The sequence below is a fragment of the Streptomyces sp. NBC_00076 genome (genome assembly GCF_045041235.1).
In the GTDB taxonomy this organism is placed as follows: Bacteria; Actinomycetota; Actinomycetes; order Streptomycetales; family Streptomycetaceae; genus Streptomyces.
On record NZ_CP108242.1, the window covers coordinates 9797103 to 9821295 of the forward strand.

At 70.9% G+C, this 24193-nt stretch carries 24 protein-coding genes; 22 read left to right on the forward strand and 2 right to left on the reverse strand.

All coding sequences use genetic code 11. The features are described 5' to 3' along the window. Positions 1-82: 82 nt before the first annotated feature. Entirely contained in the window at positions 83-907 is an 825-nt protein-coding gene (locus OHA64_RS43685) for an enoyl-CoA hydratase/isomerase family protein (RefSeq protein ID WP_405622756.1), read from the reverse strand. Between the two features lie 217 nt (positions 908-1124). Here OHA64_RS43685 and OHA64_RS43690 point away from each other — a divergent pair, with 217 nt between their 5' ends. The 18 genes from OHA64_RS43690 (at position 1125) to hypE (ending at position 18378) form a co-directional block, all read left to right on the forward strand. Then, positions 1125-2345, forward strand: coding sequence for an acyl-CoA dehydrogenase family protein (locus OHA64_RS43690; protein WP_405624364.1), 1221 nt, complete (start codon positions 1125-1127; stop codon positions 2343-2345). Positions 2346-2589: 244 nt separating this feature from the next. Next, positions 2590-2904, forward strand: a complete 315-nt coding sequence (locus OHA64_RS43695) for a DUF6400 family protein (RefSeq protein ID WP_405622758.1) — start codon at positions 2590-2592, stop codon at positions 2902-2904. After that, entirely contained in the window at positions 2891-3148 is a 258-nt protein-coding gene (locus OHA64_RS43700) for a hypothetical protein (RefSeq protein ID WP_405622759.1), read from the forward strand. The genes OHA64_RS43695 and OHA64_RS43700 overlap by 14 nt, the downstream gene beginning before the upstream one ends. Before the next feature lie 195 nt (positions 3149-3343). Then, the gene (locus tag OHA64_RS43705; protein ID WP_405622760.1) at positions 3344-5050 is read left to right on the forward strand and encodes a hydrogenase maturation protein; all 1707 of its coding nucleotides are present in this window, start codon (positions 3344-3346) and stop codon (positions 5048-5050) included. Positions 5051-5188: 138 nt separating this feature from the next. Beyond that, a complete protein-coding gene (locus OHA64_RS43710) occupies positions 5189-6277 on the forward strand; it encodes a hydrogenase expression protein HypE (RefSeq protein ID WP_405622761.1) in 1089 nt (362 codons plus the stop codon). 81 nt (positions 6278-6358) lie between these two features. Next, positions 6359-8143 carry a nickel-dependent hydrogenase large subunit gene (locus OHA64_RS43715; RefSeq protein ID WP_405622762.1) on the forward strand — a complete coding sequence of 595 codons (1785 nt, stop codon included), beginning with the start codon at positions 6359-6361 and terminating at the stop codon, positions 8141-8143. Continuing rightward, positions 8140-8673: a hypothetical protein gene (locus OHA64_RS43720; RefSeq protein WP_405622763.1), complete on the forward strand. Its 534-nt coding sequence runs from the start codon at positions 8140-8142 to the stop codon at positions 8671-8673. The genes OHA64_RS43715 and OHA64_RS43720 overlap by 4 nt, the downstream gene beginning before the upstream one ends. Then, positions 8670-9332, forward strand: coding sequence for a DUF5947 family protein (locus OHA64_RS43725; protein ID WP_405622765.1), 663 nt, complete (start codon positions 8670-8672; stop codon positions 9330-9332). The genes OHA64_RS43720 and OHA64_RS43725 overlap by 4 nt, the downstream gene beginning before the upstream one ends. Then, positions 9329-10021, forward strand: a complete 693-nt coding sequence (locus OHA64_RS43730) for a DUF6084 family protein (protein ID WP_405622766.1) — start codon at positions 9329-9331, stop codon at positions 10019-10021. The genes OHA64_RS43725 and OHA64_RS43730 overlap by 4 nt, the downstream gene beginning before the upstream one ends. Next, a complete protein-coding gene (locus OHA64_RS43735; protein WP_405622767.1) occupies positions 10018-11448 on the forward strand; it encodes a hypothetical protein in 1431 nt (476 codons plus the stop codon). Before OHA64_RS43730 ends, OHA64_RS43735 begins: the two co-directional genes overlap by 4 nt. Then, positions 11445-11987, forward strand: coding sequence for a hydrogenase maturation protease (locus OHA64_RS43740; protein WP_405622768.1), 543 nt, complete (start codon positions 11445-11447; stop codon positions 11985-11987). Before OHA64_RS43735 ends, OHA64_RS43740 begins: the two co-directional genes overlap by 4 nt. 11 nt (positions 11988-11998) lie before the next feature. After that, positions 11999-12103: a DUF6893 family small protein gene (locus OHA64_RS43745; protein WP_371563411.1), complete on the forward strand. Its 105-nt coding sequence runs from the start codon at positions 11999-12001 to the stop codon at positions 12101-12103. 145 nt (positions 12104-12248) lie between these two features. Then, the gene (locus tag OHA64_RS43750; RefSeq protein WP_405622769.1) at positions 12249-12656 is read left to right on the forward strand and encodes a hydrogenase maturation nickel metallochaperone HypA; all 408 of its coding nucleotides are present in this window, start codon (positions 12249-12251) and stop codon (positions 12654-12656) included. Positions 12657-12659: 3 nt separating this feature from the next. Beyond that, the gene (gene hypB, locus OHA64_RS43755; RefSeq protein ID WP_405622770.1) at positions 12660-13457 is read left to right on the forward strand and encodes a hydrogenase nickel incorporation protein HypB; all 798 of its coding nucleotides are present in this window, start codon (positions 12660-12662) and stop codon (positions 13455-13457) included. Beyond that, positions 13454-15844, forward strand: coding sequence for a carbamoyltransferase HypF (gene hypF, locus OHA64_RS43760; RefSeq protein ID WP_405622771.1), 2391 nt, complete (start codon positions 13454-13456; stop codon positions 15842-15844). Before hypB ends, hypF begins: the two co-directional genes overlap by 4 nt. Positions 15845-15876: 32 nt before the next feature. Beyond that, positions 15877-16185, forward strand: a complete 309-nt coding sequence (locus tag OHA64_RS43765) for a HypC/HybG/HupF family hydrogenase formation chaperone (protein ID WP_390110043.1) — start codon at positions 15877-15879, stop codon at positions 16183-16185. After that, positions 16182-17309: a hydrogenase formation protein HypD gene (hypD, locus tag OHA64_RS43770; RefSeq protein WP_405622772.1), complete on the forward strand. Its 1128-nt coding sequence runs from the start codon at positions 16182-16184 to the stop codon at positions 17307-17309. The genes OHA64_RS43765 and hypD overlap by 4 nt, the downstream gene beginning before the upstream one ends. Then, the gene (hypE, locus tag OHA64_RS43775; protein WP_405622773.1) at positions 17302-18378 is read left to right on the forward strand and encodes a hydrogenase expression/formation protein HypE; all 1077 of its coding nucleotides are present in this window, start codon (positions 17302-17304) and stop codon (positions 18376-18378) included. Before hypD ends, hypE begins: the two co-directional genes overlap by 8 nt. A 94-nt stretch (positions 18379-18472) precedes the next feature. Here the strand turns inward: hypE and OHA64_RS43780 are convergent, their stop codons facing one another. Continuing rightward, entirely contained in the window at positions 18473-18847 is a 375-nt protein-coding gene (locus OHA64_RS43780; RefSeq protein ID WP_405622775.1) for a hypothetical protein, read from the reverse strand. 229 nt (positions 18848-19076) lie between these two features. Between OHA64_RS43780 and OHA64_RS43785 the strand changes: the two genes are divergently transcribed. The 4 genes from OHA64_RS43785 (at position 19077) to OHA64_RS43800 (ending at position 24163) form a co-directional block, all read left to right on the forward strand. After that, the gene (locus OHA64_RS43785) at positions 19077-20324 is read left to right on the forward strand and encodes an acyltransferase family protein (protein WP_405622776.1); all 1248 of its coding nucleotides are present in this window, start codon (positions 19077-19079) and stop codon (positions 20322-20324) included. Between the two features lie 110 nt (positions 20325-20434). After that, the gene (locus OHA64_RS43790) at positions 20435-21367 is read left to right on the forward strand and encodes a phosphotransferase family protein (protein ID WP_405622778.1); all 933 of its coding nucleotides are present in this window, start codon (positions 20435-20437) and stop codon (positions 21365-21367) included. Positions 21368-21502: 135 nt separating this feature from the next. Continuing rightward, positions 21503-23020 (forward strand): alpha-N-arabinofuranosidase, encoded by a 1518-nt coding sequence (locus tag OHA64_RS43795; protein WP_405622779.1) that lies wholly within the window; start codon positions 21503-21505, stop codon positions 23018-23020. A 114-nt stretch (positions 23021-23134) separates the two neighbouring features. After that, positions 23135-24163 carry a LacI family DNA-binding transcriptional regulator gene (locus OHA64_RS43800; RefSeq protein ID WP_405622780.1) on the forward strand — a complete coding sequence of 343 codons (1029 nt, stop codon included), beginning with the start codon at positions 23135-23137 and terminating at the stop codon, positions 24161-24163. Positions 24164-24193: the final 30 nt, after the last annotated feature.

The window sequence follows — 24193 nt, forward strand, 5'->3', positions numbered from 1 at the left end:
GCGATCTGTGATGGGTCGCAGGGGACTGCGATCTGTGTTGCCCGGAGGTTACGCTCCAGCCCCCCTGTTAGTGAAGAGGTACTCAAGAAACACTTTGCGGCTCCCCGGCTGCCGTCCGCTCGGCTGGCCCCCTCCCGCGGGACCGGGCGGCGAGGAACGACGTCATCGCGGCCTGGGCCTCCGCGCCGCCCGCCAGGGTGGCGATGGAGCGTGCCTCCTCGGCGAGGTGCTTCGCCAGCGACGCCTCGCCGGCCGCTCGCAGCAGCTCCTTGGCGGCCCTTAGGGCGGTGCCGGAGCCGGCGGCCAGATCGGCGGCGGTTCGGTACGCGGTCTCGTCCAGTTCGTCGTCCGCCACGACCCGCGACACCAAGCCCCATCGCTCGGCGTCCTCGCCGGTCAGGACCCGGTTGGTGAGGATCAGATCCGCCGCCCGCCGGGGGCCCAGCAGGTGCTGCAGGATCCAGGAGGCGCCGCAGTCCGGGGTGAGCCCGATCGCCGTATACGCCAGCCGGAAGCGCGCCGAGCGGGCCGCCACGACGATGTCGCCCGCCAGGGCCAGCCCGATCCCGCCGCCCGCCGCCGCGCCACGCACGGCGCTCACCACGGGAACGGGCAGCTCGTGCAGGGCCTGTACGGCCTGGTGCGCGGCGTCGGCGACCGCCTGGACATAAGGGCCGGTGTCCGCGCCGAGGCCGGTGAAGGCGCGCAGGTCACCGCCCACGCAGAAGTTCCCGCCCGCCGCCCGCAGCAGCACGGCGCCGCCGGGATCCGCGGCGACTTGGGCGGCCGCGTCGCGCAGGGCCTCGGCGGTCGGGAGGTCGAGGGCGTTTCCGCGCCCCGGGTCGTCGAGCAACAGCTCGACGACTGTGTCGGGGTGGCGGACGACCCGGACCGGCTGGGTGCTCATCGGAGGCCTTCTCCCGTCGTTGGGACCTGCTCGAGAATGGCGCTCACATACTGGTCCCGCTCTACAGTTTCGGCAATGGGATGCTCCCCGCCATCGCCGAGTGACCTATGCCGCACGGCCTTCTTCACTCACCCGGTGGGATAGATACTTGACCCGCTGTACAGTTCTGGCGATGCGACGGGCACTGGCGCCCGCTCGCCCGTCGGCGGGAGGAACCGTGCCGATCCAGTTCGAAGTCGATCCGTCAGTCGCCCGGCTTGCCGAGGCCACCGCCGAGTTCGTCCGCGAGGTGGTCATCCCGGCCGAGCGTGAGTGCGGCGGGTCCGTCCACGACGCTCCGCAGGCCCTGCGTGAGGCCCTGCAGAAGGGGGCCCGTGAGGCGGGTGTGTTCGCGCCGCACGTGCCGAAGCGGTGGGGCGGACACGGGCTCGACCTGCGCGGGCAGGCGGTGGTGTTCGAAGCCGCCGGGTACTCCGTGCTCGGCCCGCTCGCGCTCAACTGCGCGTCCCCGGACGAGGGCAACATGCACCTGCTCGAGAAGGTGGCCACCGAGGAGCAGCAGGCCCGCTACCTGGGCCCCCTGGCCGCGGGCGAGTACCGCTCGTGCTTCGCGATGACCGAACCGGCGCCGGGTGCCGGCTCCGATCCCCGCGCGCTGCGGACCACCGCGGTACGGGTCCCCGGCGGCTGGCGCATCGACGGGCGCAAGTGGTTCATCACCGGGGCCGACGGCGCCGACTTCGCCATCGTGATGGCCCGCACCGACGGGAGTCCCGGCGGCTCGGGCGGTGCCACCATGTTCCTCGTCGACGCCGACAACCCGGGCATGCGCATCGTCCGGAACATCCACACGCTGGACGAGAGCCTCTTCGCCGGACACAGCGAGGTCGTGTTCGAGGAGTGCGTGGTGGGCGAGGGGCAGGTGCTGGGCCAGGTGCACCGAGGCTTCGAGAACGCCCAGGTCCGCCTCGGTCCCGCCCGGCTGACGCACTGCATGCGCTGGCTCGGCGCGGCGACGCGCGCCCGGGACGTCGCCCTGGAACGGGCCGGAACCCGCGAGGCCTTCGGCTCGCTGCTGGGGGATCTCGGCATGGTGCAGCAGATGGTGGCCGACTCCGAGATCGACATCGAGGCGAGCAGGGCGCTGATCTGGCGTACCGCCTGGGAGTTGGACAACGGCACCGCGAGTGCCGCGCAGTTCTCCTCGGTGTCCAAGGTCTTCGTGGCGGAGGCGGTGGGCCGGATCGTCGACCGCGCGGTCCAGATCTGCGGTGCGCTGGGCATCTCGGCGGAGGACGCCCCACTGGCGCGCCTGATCAGAGAGGTGCGGCCGTTCCGTATCTACGACGGTCCGTCCGAGACCCACCGGTTCGCCATCGCCCGTCGCGCGGTGAAGCCGTACCGCCGACCGCGTCAGGCCGAGCCCACCGGCACCTGACAAGCTGGCGGACGCCTCTCGCACTCCTGACTTTCTTTACACTTTCACCAGTCGATCAGCGGGAAAGATCCGGAAATTGCGCGGTACGGGGGTCTGCTCCAACCAAGCCCTCATTTGACCCCTATTACTGTGACGCTCCAGTAATAGGGGCGCAGCCGCGAGGCTTTCGGCCCCCGGCCCGAGGACTGTGACTTCCCCCACCTGCTCTTGCCGGGGCGAGGAGCGCTTCCCTACGTTCGGTCGCATGTCCTCCCACGGCCGGGTCTTTCCCGGCGAACCGGACGAACCCGCTGAGGCGAGCAGACCTGCGGCGGACCGACCCAGCAACCTCCCCACAGTCGAGCTGGCCATCGACCTGAGCGCACACGAACTGCTGCGGCGCGCCCATGTCCTGGAAGCTCTCGGCCCCGACTGGGACCCCGTCGCCGCGCTGCGCGGCGAGGAAGCCGCGTACGAGCTGCTGTATTCCGGCCTGAGCGCGGAGCAGCAGCGCGTGTACGACGAGCTGGTCTCGGCCGGTGTGCTTCCGCGGAGAGGTGACGGCCATGCTGCCGCTTGACCCGCAGGCCGACATCGGGCGCCGCGCCTGGGTCGCCTGCCCCAACTGCGACGACCGGCGTGGGTGCGGCATCTGCGAGCAGGGACGCACCTGCTCCGAGCACTGGCGCTACCTGCTCTCCAACGTCGGCAGCCTGCTCCACCTGCAGTGCAGGTCGTGCACCCACATCTGGACACACGAGACCCACTTCGGTGCCACCCGCTCCCCGTGGGAACGCATCACCGGCGGTCTGCGCCGAGAGTGATCATTTACAACGGCTGACTCGGTGAGCCGGTCGTTGGTGCCGCCGCCGACGGTGGCCGGTGAGGCCGGACGGCGGATCGGCGCCCGCTTTTCGGATGACCTCACCGACTGTCGTCCGGGGACGGCAGGCCCCCTTGGCAGAGGATCACGGTCGGCGGCCATCCCCTGCCTGCCGTTCGTCCGCCCGGAGGCAGCCGTGCACATCCTGCTCCTAGCCAGCGCGTTCAACAGTCTCACCCAGCGCGTCCACGCCGAGCTGCGCGACCGCGGTCACACCGTGGCGGTGGAACTGGCCCTGCCCGGCAGTCCGTTGCGGGACGTCGTACGGCGGCACGCACCGCAGCTGATCGTGGCGCCGATGCTGAAGGCGGTGATCCCGGAGGAGGTGTGGACAGCGCACACCTGCCTCATCGTCCATCCGGGGCCCGTGGGCGACCGCGGACCGTCCTCCCTGGACTGGGCCATTCACGAGGGCGCTGACCAGTGGGGCGTCACCGTCCTGCAGGCCGACGAGGAGATGGACGCCGGTGACGTGTGGGCCTCCGTACCCTGCCGGGTCCCTCCGGTGTCCAAGAGCGAGCTGTACCGGGGTGAGATCGCCGACGCCGCGGTCGAAGCCGTCCTGCTCGCCGTGGAGCGCTTCGCCGGCGGAACCCACGTACCGCGCAAGCAGGACGCGGCAGGCACGGCCGACGCTCGTCTGCGCGCACGGCCGTACCTCGACCAGAGCGTCCGGCGGATCGACTGGGCCGAGGACTCCACACGGGACGTCCTGCGCAAGCTGAGAGCGGCGGACTCGCAGCCCGGTGTGCTGGACACACTGCTCGGCGGTGAGTGGTACCTGCACGGCGGTCATGTCGAGAGCGTCTTGCGCGGCCGCCCGGGCGAGCTGCTGGCCACCCGGGCCGGAGCGGTCTGCCGGGCCACCAGGGACGGCGCCGTGTGGATCCCCGAACTGCGGCCCCGGCGTGGGCCCGGGCAGCCACCCACGTTCAAACTGCCCGCCGTGCGTGCCCTGGGCGACCGGCTGCCGCCGCTGCCCGAGCACGGCCTGCCCCCGCTGCCCGGGCCGCGACCCGGTACCTGGACGGACATTCGCTACCGGGAGGAAGGGAACGTCGGCTTCCTCGCGTTCTCCTTCCCCGGCGGAGCCATGAGCACGGAGCAGTGCCGACGTCTGCTCGACGCCTACCGGGAAGCGTGCGCGCGCCCCACGTCGGTGCTGGTGCTGGGCGGCGAACGGGACTTCTTCTCCAACGGGATCCACCTCAACGTCATCGAGGCCGCCGACGACCCCGCCGCCGAGTCCTGGGCGAACATCAACGCCATCGACGACCTGGTCGAGGCGGTCCTGACGACGACGGACCGGCTGGTGGTCTCCGCGGTCGCGGGCAACGCCGCGGCGGGCGGGGTGATGCTCGCCCTGGCGGCCGACGAGGTGTGGTGCCGCTCCGGCGCCGTGCTGAACCCCCACTACCGCCTGATGGGCCTGTACGGCTCGGAGTACTGGACGCACACCCTGCCGCGCAGGGTGGGTCCCGCGACCGCCGAACGGCTCATGCGTGAGGCTCTGCCGGTGAGCTCGGCTGGCGCCCTGAGCCTCGGTCTCGTCGACCGGGTGGTCGACCGCGGTCCTGACGGCTTCGCGCGGGAGGTCGGCGCCCTGGCGGCGCGTCTGGCGTCACTTCCGGCGACGGCGTCACGGATCACCGGGAAGAAGACGGAGCTGGACCGGCTGGAGAGCGCGACCCCGCTGGCCGGCTTCCGTGAGCAGGAACTCGCCCGGATGCGCCGGACCTTCGACGACCCGCACGCCCCGTACCACGCTCTGCGTCGTTCGTTCGTCCACAAGGAACGGCCGTCGTGCACCCCGCCGCACCTCGGTCCCGCCCCGCTCGCGTAGACCGGTCCGACCCCCTCCGCCGCGGACGTCACCGGAACGGCCCTCCATGGCATCTCGTCACGGCCGAACCACTGGTACGAAGAAAAGTGACGGTCGAAATACCGACTTTCTTCCCTTACCTCCCCAGGAGGCGGTCCCATGACTGAGGCGACGCCGGGCACGGTCGGCGCTGCGGACGCGAACGGCGCGCTCGCCGACGAGACACCCACGATCCACATCCTCTGGATCAACGCGGGGCTGAGCTGTGACGGCGACTCGGTCGCGTTGACGGCGGCCATGCAGCCCAGCATCGAGGAGATCGTGCTCGGTGTGCTGCCGGGTCTTCCGAAGATCGCCGTCCACTGGCCGCTCATCGACTTCGAGTGCGGTCCGGTCGGCGGCTCGGACACGTTCATCGAGTGGTTCTTCAAGGGGGAGCGGGGCGAGATCGACCCGTTCGTCCTGGTCGTCGAGGGCTCCGTCCCCAACGAGGCGATCAAGCCCGAGGGCTACTGGTGCGGCTTCGGCGACAACCCGGAGACCGGGCAGCCGATCACCACCAGCGAGTGGATCGACCGGCTCGCCCCGAAGGCCCTGGCCGTCGTCGCCATCGGCACCTGCGCCACCTACGGCGGCATCCACGCCATGGCGGGCAACCCGACCGGCGCGATGGGCGTACCGGACTACCTCGGCTGGGACTGGAAGTCCCACGCCGGCATCCCCATCGTGTGCGTCCCCGGCTGTCCGATCCAGCCCGACAACTTCTCCGAGACGCTCACCTATCTGCTCTACCAGGCGGCCGGCGCCGCCCCGATGATCCCGCTGGACGACAAGCTGCGCCCGACCTGGCTGTTCGGGGCCACTGTGCACGAGGGCTGCGACCGTGCGGGCTACTACGAACAGGGCCAGTTCGCCCTGTCGTACGACTCGCCGAAGTGCCTGGTCAAGCTGGGCTGCTGGGGCCCGGTCGTCAAGTGCAACGTGCCCAAGCGCGGCTGGATGAACGGGATCGGCGGCTGCCCCAACGTCGGCGGTATCTGCATCGCCTGCACCATGCCCGGGTTCCCCGACAAGTTCATGCCGTTCATGGACGAGCCCCCCGGCGCCAAGGTGTCGAGCAACGCCAGCGAGGCCTACGGCGCCGTGGTCCGCAAGCTGCGGTCGATCACCGCGAAGACGGTGGACAAGGAGCCCAAGTGGCGCCGCACCGGAGACAAGATCACCACCGGCTACCGACCCCCGTGGTGAGCGTCCGCCGCACGTAATCCGCTCCCTGCTTCGTGCACCCCCCACACGAACCTCCCGCGCAACGAAGGGCACGGCACACAGATGGCACCGAAGACGAAGGCGGCCGGAGACGGCAGCGGCCTGGTGGAGATGGCCTGGGACCCGATCACCCGGATCGTGGGCAGCCTCGGCATCCACACGAAGATCGACTTCAAGCAGAAGCGGGTCGCCGAGTGCTACAGCACCTCGTCGGTCTTCCGCGGCTACAGCGTCTTCATGCGCGGCAAGGACCCCCGCGACGCCCACTTCATCACCAGCCGCATCTGCGGCATCTGCGGGGACAACCACGCCACCTGCTCGGTGTACGCGCAGAACATGGCGTACGGCGTGAAGCCCCCGCACCTCGCCGAGTGGATCATCAACCTCGGCGAGTCCGCGGAGTACATGTTCGACCACAACATCTTCCAGGAGAACCTGGTAGGGGTCGACTACTGCGAGAAGATGGTCAAGGAGACCAACCCCGGCGTCCTCGAACTCGCCGAGCGCACCGAGGCGCCGCACGCGGGCGAGCACGGCTACCGCACCATCGCCGACATCATGCGCTCGCTGAACCCCCTGGAAGGGGAGTTCTACCGCGAGGCCCTCCAGGTCAGCCGCTACACGCGCGAGATGTTCTGTCTGATGGAGGGCCGCCATGTGCACCCCTCCACGCTCTACCCGGGCGGCGTCGGCACCATCGCCTCCGTGCAGCTCTTCACGGACTACCTCAGCCGCCTGATGCGCTACGTGGAGTTCATGAAGCGCGTCGTGCCCCTGCACGACGACCTGTTCGACTTCTTCTACGAGGCCCTGCCCGGCTACGAGGAAGTGGGCCGCCGGCGGGTCATGCTCGGCTGCTGGGGCGCGCTCAACGACCCCGAGTACTGCGACTTCACCTACGCCAACATGACCGACTGGGGTCGGCGCATGTTCGTCACCCCCGGCATCATCGTCGACGGCAAGCTCGTCACCAACGACCTCACCGAGATCAACCTCGGCATCCGCATCCTGCTGGGCAGCTCCTACTACGAGGACTGGCAGGGCCAGGAACAGTTCGTCACCCACGACCCGCTCGGCAACCCGGTGGACCCGCGCCACCCGTGGAACCAGCACACCATCCCCGCCCCGCAGAAGCGGAACTTCGACGACAAGTACAGCTGGGTCATGTCCCCGCGCTGGTTCGACGGCAAGGACCACCTCGCCCTGGACACCGGCGGCGGCCCCATCGCCCGCCTCTGGTCGACCGCCCTGTCCGGACTCGTCGACACCGGGTACGTCAAGGCCACCGGCCACAGCGTGGTCATCAACCTGCCCCGCACCATGACCAGGCCCGAGACCAGCTTCGAGTGGAAGATCCCGAAGTGGAGCAACGCGCTGGAACGCAACCGCGCGCGCACCTACTTCCAGGCCTACACCGCCGCCATCGCCCTGCACTTCGCGGAGAAGGGCCTCGCGGAGGTCCGGGCCGGACGCACCCAGACCTGGGAGAAGTTCGAGGTCCCGGACGAGAGCATCGGTGTCGGCTTCACCGAGGCGGTCCGAGGCGTCCTCTCCCACCACATGGTGATCCGTGACGGCAAGATCGCCAACTACCACCCGTACCCGCCCACCCCCTGGAACGCCAGCACCAGGGACACCTTCGGCACCCCGGGCCCGTACGAGGACGCCGTCCAGAACACGCCCATCTTCGAGGAGAACACCCCGGAGAACTTCAAGGGCATCGACATCATGCGCGCCGTCCGCAGCTTCGACCCCTGTCTGCCCTGCGGCGTCCACATGTACGTCGGCGGCGGCAAGACGGTGAAGTCGATGCACGTGCCCACCGGCCTGAGCGGGCTGGGCGGATGAGCGCGGGGACGGCGACCGTGCCGGTGAACGCGGAGCAGACCGGACGCCGCGTCGAGGAGGTGCTGGAACGGTTGGCCGCGAGCGGGGACCCGGCCGCCGCCGCGGCGGCGGAGGAACTCGTACGGTCCCTCATGGACTTCTACGGTGCCGGCCTCGCCCGCATCATCCACCTGCTGTCCTCCGCTCCGGGCGAACCGCCGGTGGGACTGCTCGGTGACGAACTGGTCGCGAGCCTGCTCGTCCTGCACGACCTGCACCCCGAGGACCGCGACACCCGCATCGCCCGGGCGCTCGACAGCGTCCGCGAACACGCCCTGGACGTCGTGGACTTCGACGAGGAGAGCGGCACCCTGACGCTGCGGACCCGGGAGGCCGGCGGCTGCGGTTGCGGCTCCGGCACGGGGGCCCTGGAAGCCGCGGAGGCGGCCCTCGCCTGCTTCGCACCGGAGGTCAGGACCGTCGACGTACAGACCGCACCCGTGGGGCCCACGCTCCTCCAGATCGGCACCGCACCGACGGGGGCCCGATGACGGCGTCCCCGGCGACGCGCACGCCCGGCCTGCGGAGGTTCCTCACCGAGAGACCTCCGCAGCCCGAACGGTGCGAGCTGTGCGCCGTGCCGGTGGGGGCGGACCACCGGCACCTCGTCGACACCGAGAAACGCGCCCTCGCCTGCGCCTGCGCCCCCTGCGCGCTGCTGATGGAACAACCGGGCGCCGCCGCGGGCCGCTTCCGCACGGTCCCGGCCCGCTACCTCACCGACCCCCGGCACCACCTCGACGACAGCGCCTGGGAGGCGTTGCAGATCCCGGTCGGCGTCGCCTTCCTCTTCCGCAACGCGGCGCTCGACCGGCTGGTCGCCCTCTACCCGAGCCCGGCCGGAGCCACCGAGAGCGAACTCGACCCGGCCACCTGGACGGACGTCCTGGGTGGCAGCCGCCTCGCCGGACTCCTCGAACCCGACGTGGAGGCACTGCTGCTGCGCCGCACCGACGGCCGCTGCGAGTGCCACCTCGTACCGATCGACATCTGCTACGAACTCGTCGGCCGTATGCGCCTGTTGTGGCAGGGCTTCGACGGCGGAGCCGAGGCCCGCGCCGCGCTCGACGCGTTCTTCGCGGACGTCGCGCGACGCGTCAGGCCCGTGGACGAGGCGGGGCACCCGTCGGACGAGGCGGTCCGCCCGTGACGCAGTTCTCCTTCGCCTGCACCGGCGTCCGCGCCGACCGGTACGCCGCCGGACCGACCCTCGTCTTCCGACTGCGTGTCACCGCCGCAGACAACGCACACGTGCACGCCGTCGCGCTGCGCTGCCAGATCCGTATCGAACCCGCCCGCCGGACCTACGAGTCCGCCGAGGCCGACGGGCTGGCTGACCTCTTCGGTGAGCGCTCCCGCTGGGGCAGCACGCTCCAACCGGTGCAGTTCGCCCAGGTCGCGCTCATGGTCCCGAGTTTCACCGGGGAGATCGAAGCGGACCTCGTCGTGCCCTGCACCTACGACATGGACATCGCCGCGACCCGCTACCTCGCCGCTCTCGACGGCGGCGAGGTCCCGCTGCTGATGCTCTTCTCCGGTACGGCCTTCACCGGAGCCGGCGGTTTCCAGGTCGAGCCGGTCCCGTGGGACCGGGAGGCCGCCTTCCGGATGCCGGCCGCCACCTGGCGGGAGATGATCGAGCAGCACTTCCCCGGGTGCGGCTGGATCCGGCTGCCCCGCGACACCATGGACGCGCTCCTCGCCTACCGCTCCCGGCACGCGCTGGCCTCCTGGGAGTCGACCCTCAAGGCACTGCTCGACGACAAAGGCGCCGCGGACCCGCCGCGGAGGGATCCGCTGCGCGCGCTCACCGGCACCACCGGAAGGACGGATCCGTGACCGTGACCGCGTTCGCCCCCGAGACCGAGGAGCGGTTCACCCTCGCCCGGCAGGTGGCCGACGCCGTTCTCTTCGAGGGCTATGTCCTCTACCCGTACCGCGCTTCGGCGGCCAAGAACCGGCTGCGCTGGCAGTTCGGGGTGCTCGTGCCGCCCGGCTGGGGCGCCGAGTGCGAGGAGCACGACTTCCAGCACACCGAGTGCCTGATGGAACCGAAGGCAGGCGCGACCCTCTCGGTCGAGGTGCGCTTCCTGCACGCCCGGCGCCGGATCGTGCAGCAGCTCCGCCCGGACGGCTGCTACGACGTGGTTCCCGAACTCCACCTGGAAGACCGGGTGTTGGTGCCCTGGGACGAGGGTGACGAGGAGCGCGTCGAGGTGGTCGCGTCGGTGGACGAGCTCCTCGGCGACGGCGTCACGCATCCCTTCCGACGCCCCGCCCGGGAGGACGCCACACCGGTTCTGGACGCGACCGGCCGTACCGTCGGCCGACTGGTCCGGCGGTGCGAGGAGATCAGCGGGACGGTCCGGCTGTCCGCAAGCGAACTCGACGGTCCCTACCGGACCCTGCGCCTGACCGCTGTCGTCGAGAACACCAGCGACTGGACACCCCCCGAGGGCCGCGGCGCCGACCGGGACGCGGCGCTGCCGCACTCACTGGTGGCCACCCACATGCTCATGGCCCTCAGCGCCGGATCGTTCCTGTCGATGACCGATCCCCCCGAGTGGGCCAAGGGCGCGGTCGCCGCCTGCCGCAACCTGCACACCTGGCCAGTACTCGCCGGAGAACCCGGCCGCGCCGACCTCGTGCTGTCCTCGCCGATCATCCTGGAGGACCATCCCGCGATCGCCCCGGAGAGCCCCGGCGCGCTCTACGACGCCACCGAGATCGACGAGATCCTCGCGCTGCGCACCGCGGCCCTCACCGACGAGGAGAAACGCGAGGCCCGGGGCACCGACGAGCGGGCCGCCGCCGTGATCGAACTGGCGGACTCGATGCCGGCCGAGGTTCTGGAGCGACTGCACGGGGCGGTGCGCAGCCTGCGCGAAGTGACCGGCCCGGGCCCGGCCGCCCCGGACGGCGGCTTCCCCGACGAGTACGGGGTGCAGCGGCCCGACACCCCCTGGTGGGACCCGGCGAGCGAGGCGGGCTTCGACCCGGCGGAGGACCGGGTGGTCGTGGACGGCCGGTCGGTGGGCCGGGGCAGCCGCGTCGAACTGCACCCGGGCCTTCGGCGCACGGACGCGCAGGACATCTTCCTGCGGGGCCGCACCGCGAAGGTCGAGGCGGTGCTGCACGACGTCGACGGCGGGGTGCACCTGGCGGTCACGGTCGAGGGCGACCCGGGCGCCGACATCCGCCGCGAGCAGGGACGGTTCCTGTACTTCCAGCCCGACGAGGTCACACCGCTGGAGGACGACGTATGAACCCCTCCCCGCGGTCAGGCCCCAAAACCCTCGTCGCCGGCATCGGCAACATCTTCCTCGGGGACGACGGCTTCGGCGTGGAGACCGCCCGCCGGCTCGCCGAGCGCGACCTGCCCGGACACATCGAGGTGGTGGACATCGGAGTGCGCGGGGTGCACCTCGCCTACCAGGTGCTGGACGGCTACGACACCCTCGTCCTCGTGGACGCCACGGCACGCGGCGAAGCCCCCGGCACGCTGTACGTGATCGACCACGACATCGGCGGGAGCCCTTCGCCCCCCGCCGCCACGCTGGACGGCCACCGGATGACCCCCGACGCCGTCCTGGCGCTGCTGGGCACCCTGTGCGCCGGGACCGGCGGCGAACCACCACGCCGCGTCCTGGTCGTCGGCTGCGAACCGGCCTCGGTGGAGGAGGGCATCGGCCTCAGTGCGCCGGTGTCCGACGCCGTACCGGAGGCCGTCCGGCTGATCGAAGAGCTGCTGCGGGACGGCGAGCCGTCCGCGGCGCAGGCCTCAACCGCTGAGGCTACGACATGAGGAGAGACGGGATGAAGAAGATCGTCATCGGCGGAGCGGCCGTCGCCGCCATGGTCGCTGTCGTCGTCGAGGTGCTTCCCGACCTGAGGCGCTACCTGCGCATCCGACGGATGTGAACCTCGGCCGCCACCGGTGTGCCGCGCGGTTGCGTCGAACGGCGTACCCGCCGGCCGGTCACGGCGCGCCGGGCCGTACGACCCGGCCGCTGCACCTCTAATGAAGGCCGACCCGAGGCAGGCGCGGACGGGAGGACGCAGACCCATGCACGAGATGTCCGTCGCGCTGGCCGTCGTCGAGCAGGTGGCAGAGGCCGCCGCGCGGGCAGGTGACGTCACGGCGGTGCGTTCGGTACGGCTCCAGGTGGGCGAACTGGCGGGCGTCGTACCGGACGCGCTCGCCTTCTCCTTCGAACTGGCCTGCGCCGGAACCCTGCTGGAAGGCGCCGAACTGGTCACCGAGGCGGTACCGGGGCGGGCCCGCTGCGAACCTTGTGCGCTCGACTGGACCGTCGGCATGCCACCCCGGCTGACCTGCCCCGAGTGCGGCAGGGCGTGTACCGACCTGCTCGCGGGCCGGGAACTGCAGATCGTCGACGTGCACTGGGAGGACAGCCACAGGAACGGCCCACCGCACGTGCCCACCCGCGAACCGATCTCCGAGGAGTGCTGAACCATGTGTCGTGTCGTCGACCTGCGGCAGGCCGTACTCGCGAAGAACGACGCGAGCGCCACCGAACTGCGCGCCCACCTCGCGGCCCGAGGCACCGCGGTCGTCAACCTCCTATCGAGCCCGGGCAGCGGCAAGACCGCGCTGCTGGAGCGCGAACTGCTGCGGGCACGTGAGCGGTCCGTTCCCGTCGCGGCGCTGAGCGCCGATCTCGCCACCGAGAACGACGCGGCGCGCCTGGCGCGTTCGGGCGTCCCGGTCAAGCAGGTGCTCACCGACGGACTGTGTCATCTGGAGGCGGGGATGCTCGCCGGGCACCTGGACGGGTGGCTGCCCGACGACACCCGCCTGCTGTTCGTGGAGAACGTCGGCAACCTGGTCTGCCCGGCCTCCTACGACCTGGGGGAGACGCTGAGGGTCACCCTCGCGTCCGTGACGGAGGGCGAGGACAAGCCGCTCAAGTACCCCACGGCCTTCGGCCTCGCCCACCTCGTCGTGGTCACCAAGACCGACATCGCTCAGGCCGTCGAGTTCGACGAGGCCGCGTTCCGGGCGAACGTGGAGCAGGTCAACCCGGGCGTCGAGGTGGTCCTGACCTCGGCACGCCGGGGGCAGGGTGTCGGCGCGCTGCTCGACAGGGCGCTGGCGGCCGTGGACGGCGCCCCCGTCCACGCGCCGGTCATGGCCCGGCTGCCCCACCACCACGGTCACACGCATACGCCCGACGGTCACACCCACGCGTCCGACGGCCACCCCCACGCGCACCCGGAGGCCACCGGCACCATGGCCCCCACCCCCTCGTGAGCGGTCCGCAGCCCCCGGCCGCCACCGATGAAGACACTCCGCTGCGCCGCCGGGTCACCGTCCGGGGAGTGGTGCAAGGCGTCGGGTTCAGGCCCTACCTGTACGGCCTCGCCACCGAACTCGCGCTGGCCGGCCATGTGACCAACACGCCGGAGGGCGTCGTCGCGGAGGTCGAGGGCGCCGCCTCGGCCGTGGCCCGGTTCTGCGACGGGATCGCGGCCAAGGCACCCCCGCTGGCCCGCGTAGAGTCCGTCCACCACAGGGAGATGCCTCCCGTCGGTGGCACCGCGTTCACCATCCTCGCCTCCCGCACCGACGGACCGGCCCGCACCTTGGTCTCCCCGGACTCCGCCACCTGCGCCGACTGCCTCGCGGAGCTGGCCGACCCGGCCGACCGGCGGTACCGCCACCCGTTCGTCAACTGCACCCACTGCGGCCCGCGCTTCACGATCGTCACCGGTGTGCCGTACGACCGTGCCCACACCACGATGGCCGGCTTCGCGATGTGCCCCGACTGTGCCCGGGAGTACGCGGATCCGGCCGACCGCCGCTTCCACGCACAGCCTGTCGCCTGCCCGGCCTGCGGGCCGCGCCTGCGGCTGCTCGTCGCCCAGCGGCCAGGGCTCAGGAGCGTCCAGGGGGAGGACCCGGTCACCGAGGCGCGCACCCTGCTGACCCGGGGCGCGATCCTTGCCGTGAAGGGCCTGGGCGGCTACCACCTGGCCTGCGATGCCACGAACCAGGCGGCAGTCGCCCTCCTCCGACGCCGGAAGGCGCGCGGGGACAAGCCGTTCGCCCTCATGGCCAGGGCCGCGGACGACGTCCGTCACCTCGCGCGGCTGAGCCCCGAGGAGCGGAGCCTGCTCGAAGGCCGGGCCAGGCCGATCGTCCTGCTGAGGCGGCGTCCGCACCCCTCGTACGCGACCGGGGATCCGCGGCCCGCCGAGGCCGTCGCGCCCGGCAGCCCCGACCTCGGTGTGATGCTGCCGTACACGCCCCTGCACCATCTGCTGCTCGGCCTGCCCGGTGACCCGGACGGTCCCCGGCTGCTCGTCATGACCAGCGGCAACGTGTCCGGTGAGCCGATCGTCACCGACGACACCGAGGCGTTGGAGCGGCTCGCGCACCTGGCCGACGCGTGGCTCACGCACGACCGGCCGATCCATGTCCCGTGCGACGACTCCGTGGTCCGTGTCTGCGACGGGGAGCCGCTGGTGGTCCGCCGCTCCCGCGGCTACGCCCCGCTGCCGGTCTCCCTCCCGCAGCCCGTGCGGCCGGCCCTCGCCGTCGGCGGAGACCTGAAGAACGCCTTCTGCCTGGGAGCGGGCCGTCGGGCCTGGCTGTCGGCGCACATCGGAGACATGGACGACGTCGGTACGCAGCGGGCCTTCGAGCGTGCGGTGGCCCAGTTGGAGTCCATCACGGGGGTGCGCCCCGAGACCCTGGTGTCCGACCGGCATCCCGGCTACCGCTCCGCCCGGTGGGCCGACCGCAACGCGGCGCACCGGCCCGTCGTGCGCGTCCAGCACCATCACGCACATGTCGCCGCCGCGATGGCCGAGCACGGCCTCGACGGCACCCGGGCGGTGATCGGCGTCGCCTTCGACGGCACCGGGCACGGCGACGACGGCGCCGTGTGGGGCGGGGAGTTCCTGCTCGCGGACTACGACCGCTTCACCCGGTTCGGGCACCTCGCGTACGTCCCGCTGCCCGGAGGCGACGCCGCGGTGCGCCGGCCGTACCGCATGGCGCTGGCCCATCTGCGGGCGGCCGGGATCGGCTGGTCGGACGACCTCGCCTGTACGGCCGCCTGCCCACCCGATGAACTACACGTCCTGGAAGGGCAGTTGGACCGCGGACTGAACTGTGTCCCCACGTCCAGCATGGGCCGGCTCTTCGACGCCGTGTCCTCTCTCGCCGGGGTGTGCCACCGTGCCGGATACGAGGCGCAGGCCGCCGTCGAGCTGGAGGGCGCGGCCCTGCGCGCACCCTCCGAGGACACCACCGCGTACGCCTTCGCCCTTCACGCCTCGCAGGAGGGCGGAGGCGGCGCTGTAAGGGCCGACCCGGCACCCGTGCTCGCGGCGATCGTCGACGACCTGCGCGCGGGCGTCGATCCGGCCCTCATCGCGGCTCGCTTCCATCGGAGCGTGACCGGCCTGGTGCACCGGGTCTGCGCGCGGGCCCGGGAGCGGCACGGGCTGGAGACGGTCGCCCTGGCGGGCGGGGTGTTCGCCAACACGCTGCTCTCCTCGGCCTGTGCCGCCACCCTCCGCGAGGACGGGTTCGCGGTCCTGCGCCACCACCTGGTTCCCCCCAACGACGGAGGTCTGGCCCTGGGCCAGTTGATGGTGGCCGCCCGCGCCACTCCCACTCCCACCGACTGAGCGACGCGCAACCCCACAGCGAGGAGAGGCTCATGTGCCTGGCGGTACCCGGCAGAGTGCTGGACATCGAGGAACGGGACGGCACCCGGATGGCCACCGTCGACTTCGGCGGCGTGGTCAAGGAGGTGTGCCTGGAGTACCTGCCCGACCTCCAGGTCGGCGAGTACGCCATCGTCCACGTGGGGTTCGCCCTGCAACGGCTGGACGAGGAGTCGGCGCGACAGACGCTCGAACTCTTCGCCGAACTCGGCCTGCTGCAGGAGGAGTTCGGCGACCCCTGGGAAACGGCGGCGGCGGAGGCGGCGGGCTCGGAACCGGTGGAAGAGGTGCGCAACCAGTGAAGTACATCGACGAGTTCCAGGACCCGGAGCTGGCTCGACGGCTCCTCGACGACATCCACGCCACGGTGACCAGGCCGTGGGCGCTGATGGAGGTGTGCGGAGGGCAGACGCACAGCATCATCCGGCACGGCATCGACCAACTCCTGCCGGATCAGGTCGAGTTGATCCACGGACCGGGCTGCCCTGTGTGCGTGACCCCGCTGGAGGTCATCGACAAGGCCCTGGAGATCGCCTCCCGACCCCAGGTGATCTTCTGCTCCTTCGGTGACATGCTGCGCGTGCCGGGCACCGGACGGGACCTGTTCCAGGTCCGCGGGGAAGGCGGTGACGTGCGCGTCGTCTACTCGCCGCTCGACGCGCTGCGGATCGCGCAGCAGAACCCGGACCGCGAGGTGGTGTTCTTCGGCATCGGCTTCGAGACGACGGCACCCCCCAACGCCATGACGGTCCACCAGGCCCGGAAGCTGGGCATCGCGAACTTCAGCATGCTGGTTTCCCATGTCCGTGTACCACCGGCCATCGAGGCGATCATGTCGTCGCCGAGCTGCCGGGTGCAGGGCTTCCTCGCGGCCGGGCACGTGTGCAGCGTGATGGGCGTGGGGGAGTACCCGGAACTGGCGGAACGCTTTCGCGTGCCGATCGTGGTGACGGGCTTCGAGCCACTGGACATCCTCGAAGGGGTGCGCCGGGCCGTCCGTCAGTTGGAACGCGGTGAGCACACCGTCGACAACGCCTACGCCCGCGCCGTCCGCCCGGAGGGCAACCCCGCCGCCCGGGCCATGCTGGAGGACGTCTTCGAGGTCACCGACCGCGCCTGGCGCGGCATCGGTGTGATCCCCGACAGCGGTTGGCGGCTGTCCTCGAAGTACCGCGACCACGATGCCGAGCACCGCTTCTCGGTCGACGGCATCCGGACCGAGGAACCCGCCGAGTGCCGCAGCGGAGAGGTCCTCCAGGGGCTGCTCAAGCCACACGAGTGCGAGGCCTTCGGCACCCTGTGCACCCCTCGCTCCCCGCTGGGGGCCACCATGGTCTCCAGCGAGGGCGCCTGCGCCGCGTACTACCTCTACCGGCGACTGGACATGCCCGCCACCAAGGCTCGGGAGGCGACCCCCGTTGTCTGACACCACCGATCTCCCCGCCGCCCTGGACGTCGAGGCATGGACGTGTCCGGCGCCCCTGCGCGACCGGCCCCGCGTCGTCATGGGCCACGGCGGCGGTGGAGTTCTCTCCGCCGAACTGGTCCAGCAGATCTTCGCGCCCGCCTTCGGGGGTGAGGTGCTCGCCCAGATGGGTGATGCCGCCGTCCTCTCCCTGGGCGGTGCCCGGCTGGCGTTCTCCACCGACTCCTACGTGGTGCGGCCGCTGTTCTTCCCCGGCGGCAGCATCGGCGACCTGGCGGTCAACGGCACCGTCAACGACCTCGCCATGAGCGGTGCCCGCGCCGCCTACCTCTCCTGCGGATTCATCCTGGAGGAGGGCGTCGAGCTGGACGTGGTCACGCGGGTGTCCGAGGCGCTGGGTGCGGCCGCGCGCACCGCAGGTGTGGAGGTCGCCACCGGGGACACCAAGGTGGTGGAGGCCGGGCACGGCGACGGGATCTACATCAACACCGCGGGCATCGGTCTCGTCCCGGCCGGCGTCGATCTGCGTCCGCAGCGGGTCGTCCCCGGCGATGTCGTGATCGTCAGCGGCGCCATCGGTGTCCACGGGGTGGCGGTCATGAGCGTGCGCGAGGGCCTGGAGTTCGGGGTGGAGATCAAGAGCGACTGCGCGGCGCTCGGCGGTCTGGTCGACGCCATGCTCGCCGTCACACCGGATCTGCACGTACTGCGCGATCCCACCCGAGGCGGCCTGGCGGCCACGCTCAACGAGATCGCGCAGGCCTCCGGCACCGGGGTGGTCATCCGGGAACGCGATGTCCCGGTCCCGCCGGCCGTGGCCAACGCCTGCGCCATTCTCGGACTGGACCCCATGTACATCGCCAACGAGGGCAAGCTCGTGGCCTTCGTCCCGCGCGAGCACGCCGACGCCGTCCTCGAAGCCATGCGAGCCCATCCTCTGGGAGCGGACTCCGTGATCGTCGGTGAGACCGTCGAGACGCATCCCGGCATGGTCGTGGCCCGGACCGGCCTCGGGGGCACTCGGGTGGTCGACCTGCCGATCGGGGAGCAACTTCCGCGGATCTGCTGACGACCGGTGTCGCTCGTCGAGGGCCCGCCCGTCCGGGCCGCGAACAGCCGTCAGGGCCTGTCCGGCACGATCCGCCGGACAGGCCCCGACCCGGTCAGCGCCCGGACGGCGGGTCCTGCGGGTCCACGCCGGTCTTGGCGGAGGCGTCCTTGGTGCCGCTGGGGCGCTGGGAGCGGCCCTTGCGCCCGGTGTCCCGCCTCCCCTTCTCGTCCGTGTCGCCGTACTCCTCGCCGCGCGCACTGCGACTCTCGACCGTCTCGCCCGGAACGGACTTCGTCTCCTCCGAGGACTTCGTCCGGCCCCGACCCTTTTCGCCGGCCTCCTCAGCACGGAAGGAGCGGCGGGCGCTCGGGTTGTCCTGCTGCTGTGTCTCGTCCACATCGGGCGACCAGCCGTGCTGGCCGGCGCCCTGGTGACGGCTGGGGCCCTTTCCGTGCGGTGGCTCGGACGACGGGGATTTCTTGGGCATGGTCCGACCTGCCTGTTCCTGATCAGTGGGGGGACGCCGGTCACGCGTCGCCAGGACGCGTCAATTATCCCCTATTACGAAATGTCGAGCATGTTGTGACATATTCCGGTCGAGTCATGGAAGTCGTCCCATGCCGTCGAAGCCCCCGGCGGCCGGAAAGCGTCGCTGAACCTGTGGGGAACCTGAGAGATTGTGTGCTCTCCGTGGCGCCCGGGCAGACGCGGCCCGTATGAGTACCCCCCACCGGAACACGGTAGACACGGCCGCGGAGCAGAGCCTGGGCGGGCGAGTGGCCCCGCAGTTCGTCGCCTGTCCGGCGCCACGGCGCAGAAGCGGTGGGCACGGCTTTTCGTCGGCGCTGCGTGGGGGGCGGGTGGCGGGGCTCGACGGACTGCGGACGGTCGCCGTGGTGCTGGTGATCGTCTACCACCTGGAGCCGGACGCGGTGCCCGGAGGCTCGGTGGCGGTCGACGTCTTCTTCACGATCAGCGGGTTCGTCATCACCCGGCTGCTGGTCGCCGAGTACGCCCGTTCCGGCCGCATCGACCTGTGGTCGTTCTACCGGCGGCGGTGGCTGAGACTGGGGCCGGCCATGCTGGTGATGTGCGCGGTCACCGCCCTGCTCTCGGTGGCGCTCCCGCTGCCGCTGTTCGACGGGGCGTGGGTGTCGGCGGCACTGGCCGCGGCCTCGGTGGTCAATCTCGTACGGGCCGGGGAGAGCGGCCCGTACTCGGACCTCACGGCGCCGCTCAGCCACACCTGGTCCCTGGGAGTGGAGGAGCAGTTCTATCTGGCCTGGCCGCTTGTGCTGCTGGTGCTGTTACGGAACGCGACGGCGCGGACCGTGCTGGGCTGGGTGGCGGCGCTGTGCGTTCTGCCGGTGCTCTGGCGGATGATGCTGTGGGACCCCACGGCGGCGCACCGCATCTACAACGGCCCCGACACGCGCGCCGACCAGCTCCTCGTCGGGGCACTGCTGGCCGTCGCCCTGGCCCGACTGCGTGCCGACGACCCCCGGCTGGCGCTGCTGCGCCGCTGGGCGGAACGGCTGTGCTGGCCGGCTCTCGCGCTGCTGGGGCTGATCGCCTGGCAGGTCCCGATCACCGAGGCGAGCGGGTGGAACCCCGTGTGGTTCACGGTCGGATTGCTGGCCGCCGCCGTTCTGTCGGCCGTGGTGGTGGCCGCGTTGGAACTGTGCCCGCGGTCGTGGCCCTCCCGGCTGCTGTCGGTGTCCGCGGCGGCGTGGGTCGGACGCAACCTCAGCTACGGGATGTACCTGTGGCACTACCCCGTCATCCGACTGCTCTCCGACCTCGGTGTGGAGCGTGACCGGCTGCTTCCCGCCGGGTTCGCGGCGACGGTCGCGGCGGCTCTCGCCTCGTACGTCCTCGTCGAACGGCCCTTGTTGCGACGTGACCGGGGCCGCGTACCCCGGCAGGAGCCCGTTGCCACCGTGGCGCGTCCACCAGCCCTGTGACCATCGAACTTCCGTCTCATCGGAGTCGGGCACAGGGCGGCCTGACAATCGCATCCGGCGAAGATCTTTTCGCACGTGACACCTGAGGAAAAGGCGGCTCTACTTCCCCCGTGGTCGACTACAGGCAAAAGCACACCGCGGACTGGCTCCGGTACTTCGCACGGCGCGGGTACGACGCCCGGCCCCTGGCAGCCGGGGTGGAGGGCGCCGTCTACTGGCTCGGCGAGGGCACGATCGCCAAAGTATGGAGCGGCAGACCACCGGCCGAGCTCGACCTGACCCGGCAGGTGTACGAGGACATGGCTCGTCACCCCTTGCCCTTCGCCACGCCGGACATCGTCAAGGTCGAGGAACACGAGGGCGTCCTTGTCACCTACGAGCGCGAGCTGCCGGGCTCCCCGTGCGGTCAGGACTCATCGGTCCGGCCCCACGGACGCGACGTGCCACCCGCGGAGACCGGCGCTCTCCTCACGGTCCTGAGCGGCCTGGCCACCGTCCCGGGCACCGAGGCCATGCGACAGCTCACGGTCCAAGGCGACGATCGCCCCCTCTGGGCGGGCCACACGCGCTTCCCCGACGCACTCGCCGGCCTCGTCGAACGCGCCGTACGCCGCCACGGCAGCCTGCTCGACGCCCACGTCACGAACCTCTCCGCAAAAGTCCGACGAACCATTCGATCGCTCAGGGCGCTGCCCGACACCGCCGTCACCGTCATCCACGGCGATCTCGTGCCGCCCAACCTGCATGTCGACGACATCGGCCGGCCCGTCGCCCTCCTCGACTTCGGTTTCTTCACCACCGCCGGCGACCCCGCCTTCGAGGCCGCCGTCACCGCCGCCATCTGGGACATGTACGGGCCTCACGCCGAGGAACACACCGCCGCCCTCACCCGTCTCTTCGCCACCGAGCTGCACTACTCCCCGCACACCCTGGCGCTCTACCAGGCGGTCTACGCCCTCACGACATACGACTTGTTCAGCCCGGACGGCAGCGACGGCCACTTCCGCTGGTGCGTCGCCCTCTTGAACCGCGGCCCCTCCTGACGCGGCGAAGACCGGTCCCGACCGCAGGAAGAGGTCCGACGAGACTTCGTGCTCCTCTTGACAGGCCCACCCCGCAGCCGGGAGTTTTATCGATACAAACCGCGCGCCCGCCCACGCCCCACCTGGAGAGAACCCGTGGCCAACGCCACCGCGATCATCAACCTCGACATCGAGGGCCCCAAGATCAGCCGTCACCTCTACGGCCACTTCGCCGAACACCTCGGCCGATGCGTCTACGGCGGTTTCTGGGTCGGTGAGGACTCGCCGATCCCCAACGAGGGCGGCATCCGTCTCGACGTCGTCGAGGCCCTGCGTGCCCTGAACATTCCCAACCTGCGCTGGCCGGGCGGCTGTTTCGCCGACGAGTACCACTGGAAGGACGGCATCGGTCCCCGGGAGCAGCGTCCCCGCATGGTCAACACCCACTGGGGCAACGTCGAGGAGAACAACCACTTCGGCACGCACGAGTTCATGGCCCTGTGCGAACTGCTCGGCGCCGAGCCCTACATCAGCGGAAACGTGGGCAGCGGCACCGTGCAGGAGATGAGCGAGTGGGTCGAGTACCTCACCCGCGACGGCGACAGCCCCATGGTCCGGCTACGCAAGGCGAACGGCCGCGAGGAGCCCTGGCGGGTGAAGTTCTGGGGCATCGGCAACGAGACCTGGGGCTGTGGCGGCAACATGCGCGCCGAGTACTCCGCGGACCTGGCCCGGCAGTACGCCACGTACTGCCGTGACCACGGAGACAACAAGCTCTACCGCATCGCCTCGGGTGCCTCGGACGACGACTACAAGTGGACCGAGACGCTGATGCAGCAGATCAACTGCTTCGGCTGCGAGGCCACTCCGCGCACCTTCTTCCAGGGCGTCTCCGTCCACTACTACACACTGGCCGGGCCCTGGGAGGCGAAGGGCAGCGCCGTCGACTTCGACACCGACGACCACTACCGCACCATGCTCTCCGCCCAGAAGATCGACCGCATTCTCACCGGTCACTCCACGGTCATGGACATCTACGACCGCGGGCGGAAGGTCGGCCTGGTCCTGGACGAGTGGGGCACCTGGTGGGACGTCGAGCCGGGCACCAACCCCGGCTTCCTGTACCAGCAGAACACCCTGCGCGACGCGCTCGTGGCCAGCACCCACTTCGACATCTTCCACAAGCACGCCGCCCGCCTGCACATGGCCAACATCGCCCAGACCGTCAACGTGCTCCAGGCGATGCTCCTCACCGACGGCGACGCGCTGGTCCTGACCCCGACGTACCACGTGTTCGAGATGAACAAGGGTCACCAGGACGCCACTTCGCTCGCCGTGCATCTGCGCACCGAGGACGCCCGCCGCACGGTGGGGGACACGGAGCTGGAGACCCTGTCCGCCTCAGCCAGCGTCAAGGACGGAACGGTGCTGGTCTCGCTGTCCAACCTCGACGCCGACGAGCCCGCCGAGGTGACGCTCGACCTGCGCGGCGCCTCCCTCGGAGAGCCGACCGCCCGCCTCCTGACGGCCGACCGGCTCCAGGCTCACAACACCGCGGACACACCGCAAGAGGTCCGCCCCCGCCCCTTCGACGGCCTGAAGGTGACCGACCGAGGGCTGGCCCTGACACTGCCGCCCCACTCGTTCCTCACCGTCCAGGCTCCGCTGACCTGACCTGACCTGACCTGACCTGACCTGACCTGACCTGACCTGACCGCGCGCGACCATGGGACGGGCCGCGATGTAATGGGGCCGGGTGGGCGCGCGGACCACCGACCAGGGGTGAACGTGGCGACGATTCAGGACGTGGCGAAGGCCGCCGGTGTCTCGGCGATGACCGTCTCGAACGTCATCAACGACCACCCCAACGTGCGCAGGGCCACGCGGGAGAAGGTCCTCGCCGCGATGGCCCGGCTCGACTACCGCGTCAACGTGGCGGCCCGCAACCTGCGCAAGGGGCGGACCGGCACCATCGGTCTCGCCGTCCCCGAAGTGAACAGCCCCTACTACGGCCGGCTGGCCGCGGCCATCATCACCGCGGCCGATCGGTACGGCCTCAGGGTGAGCATCGAGCAGACCGGCGCCTCGCGCGAGAACGAACTGGACGTGCTGTCCATGTCCCGCAACCGGCTCTACGACGGGCTCATCCTGAGCACGGTGGGGATGGGGTCGGCCGATGTCGAACTGCTCAAGGTGGACTATCCGGTGGTCATCCTCGGCGAGCGGATCTTCGGCGGTCCCGTGGACCATGTCGCCATGCCGAACGCCGAGGCGTCACACGCGGCGACCCGCCATCTGATCGACCGCGGCTGCCGGCGCATCGCGATGGTGTGCGGGCAGGTGAGGGACGAAGTCGATGTGTCCAGCCTCCGTTTCACGGGCTACCGGCAGGCGCTGCTCGACGCGGACCTGCCCGTGGACCCCGGCCTTGTGCAGAGCGTCGAGGTACTGACCATGCGCGCGGGTGCGCTACGGGCCCGGGAGATGGTGGAGAGCGGACTCGACTTCGACGGCGTGTTCTGTGTGACCGACAGCGTGGCCATGGGCGTGCTGCGCGGCCTGGCCGACACCGGGGTGGCGGTGCCGGAGCGGGTCAAGGTGATCGGTTTCGACGACATCGAGGAGAGCGCGTTCCTCGTCCCCTCGCTGTCCACCATCGATCCGGACCACGACGCGATGGCTCAGCGCGCGGTCGACCTCCTGGCCGGCCGGATCGAGCAGAACGGGCGAGGGGCGGACCGGGAGGAGTACGTCAGCTCCTTCTCCGTGGTCGTTCGGGAGTCGACGGGCGGTGAGTCCGCCGCGACGGGCGGTTGAGTCCACCGCATGGCCACGGTCTGGTGCCGC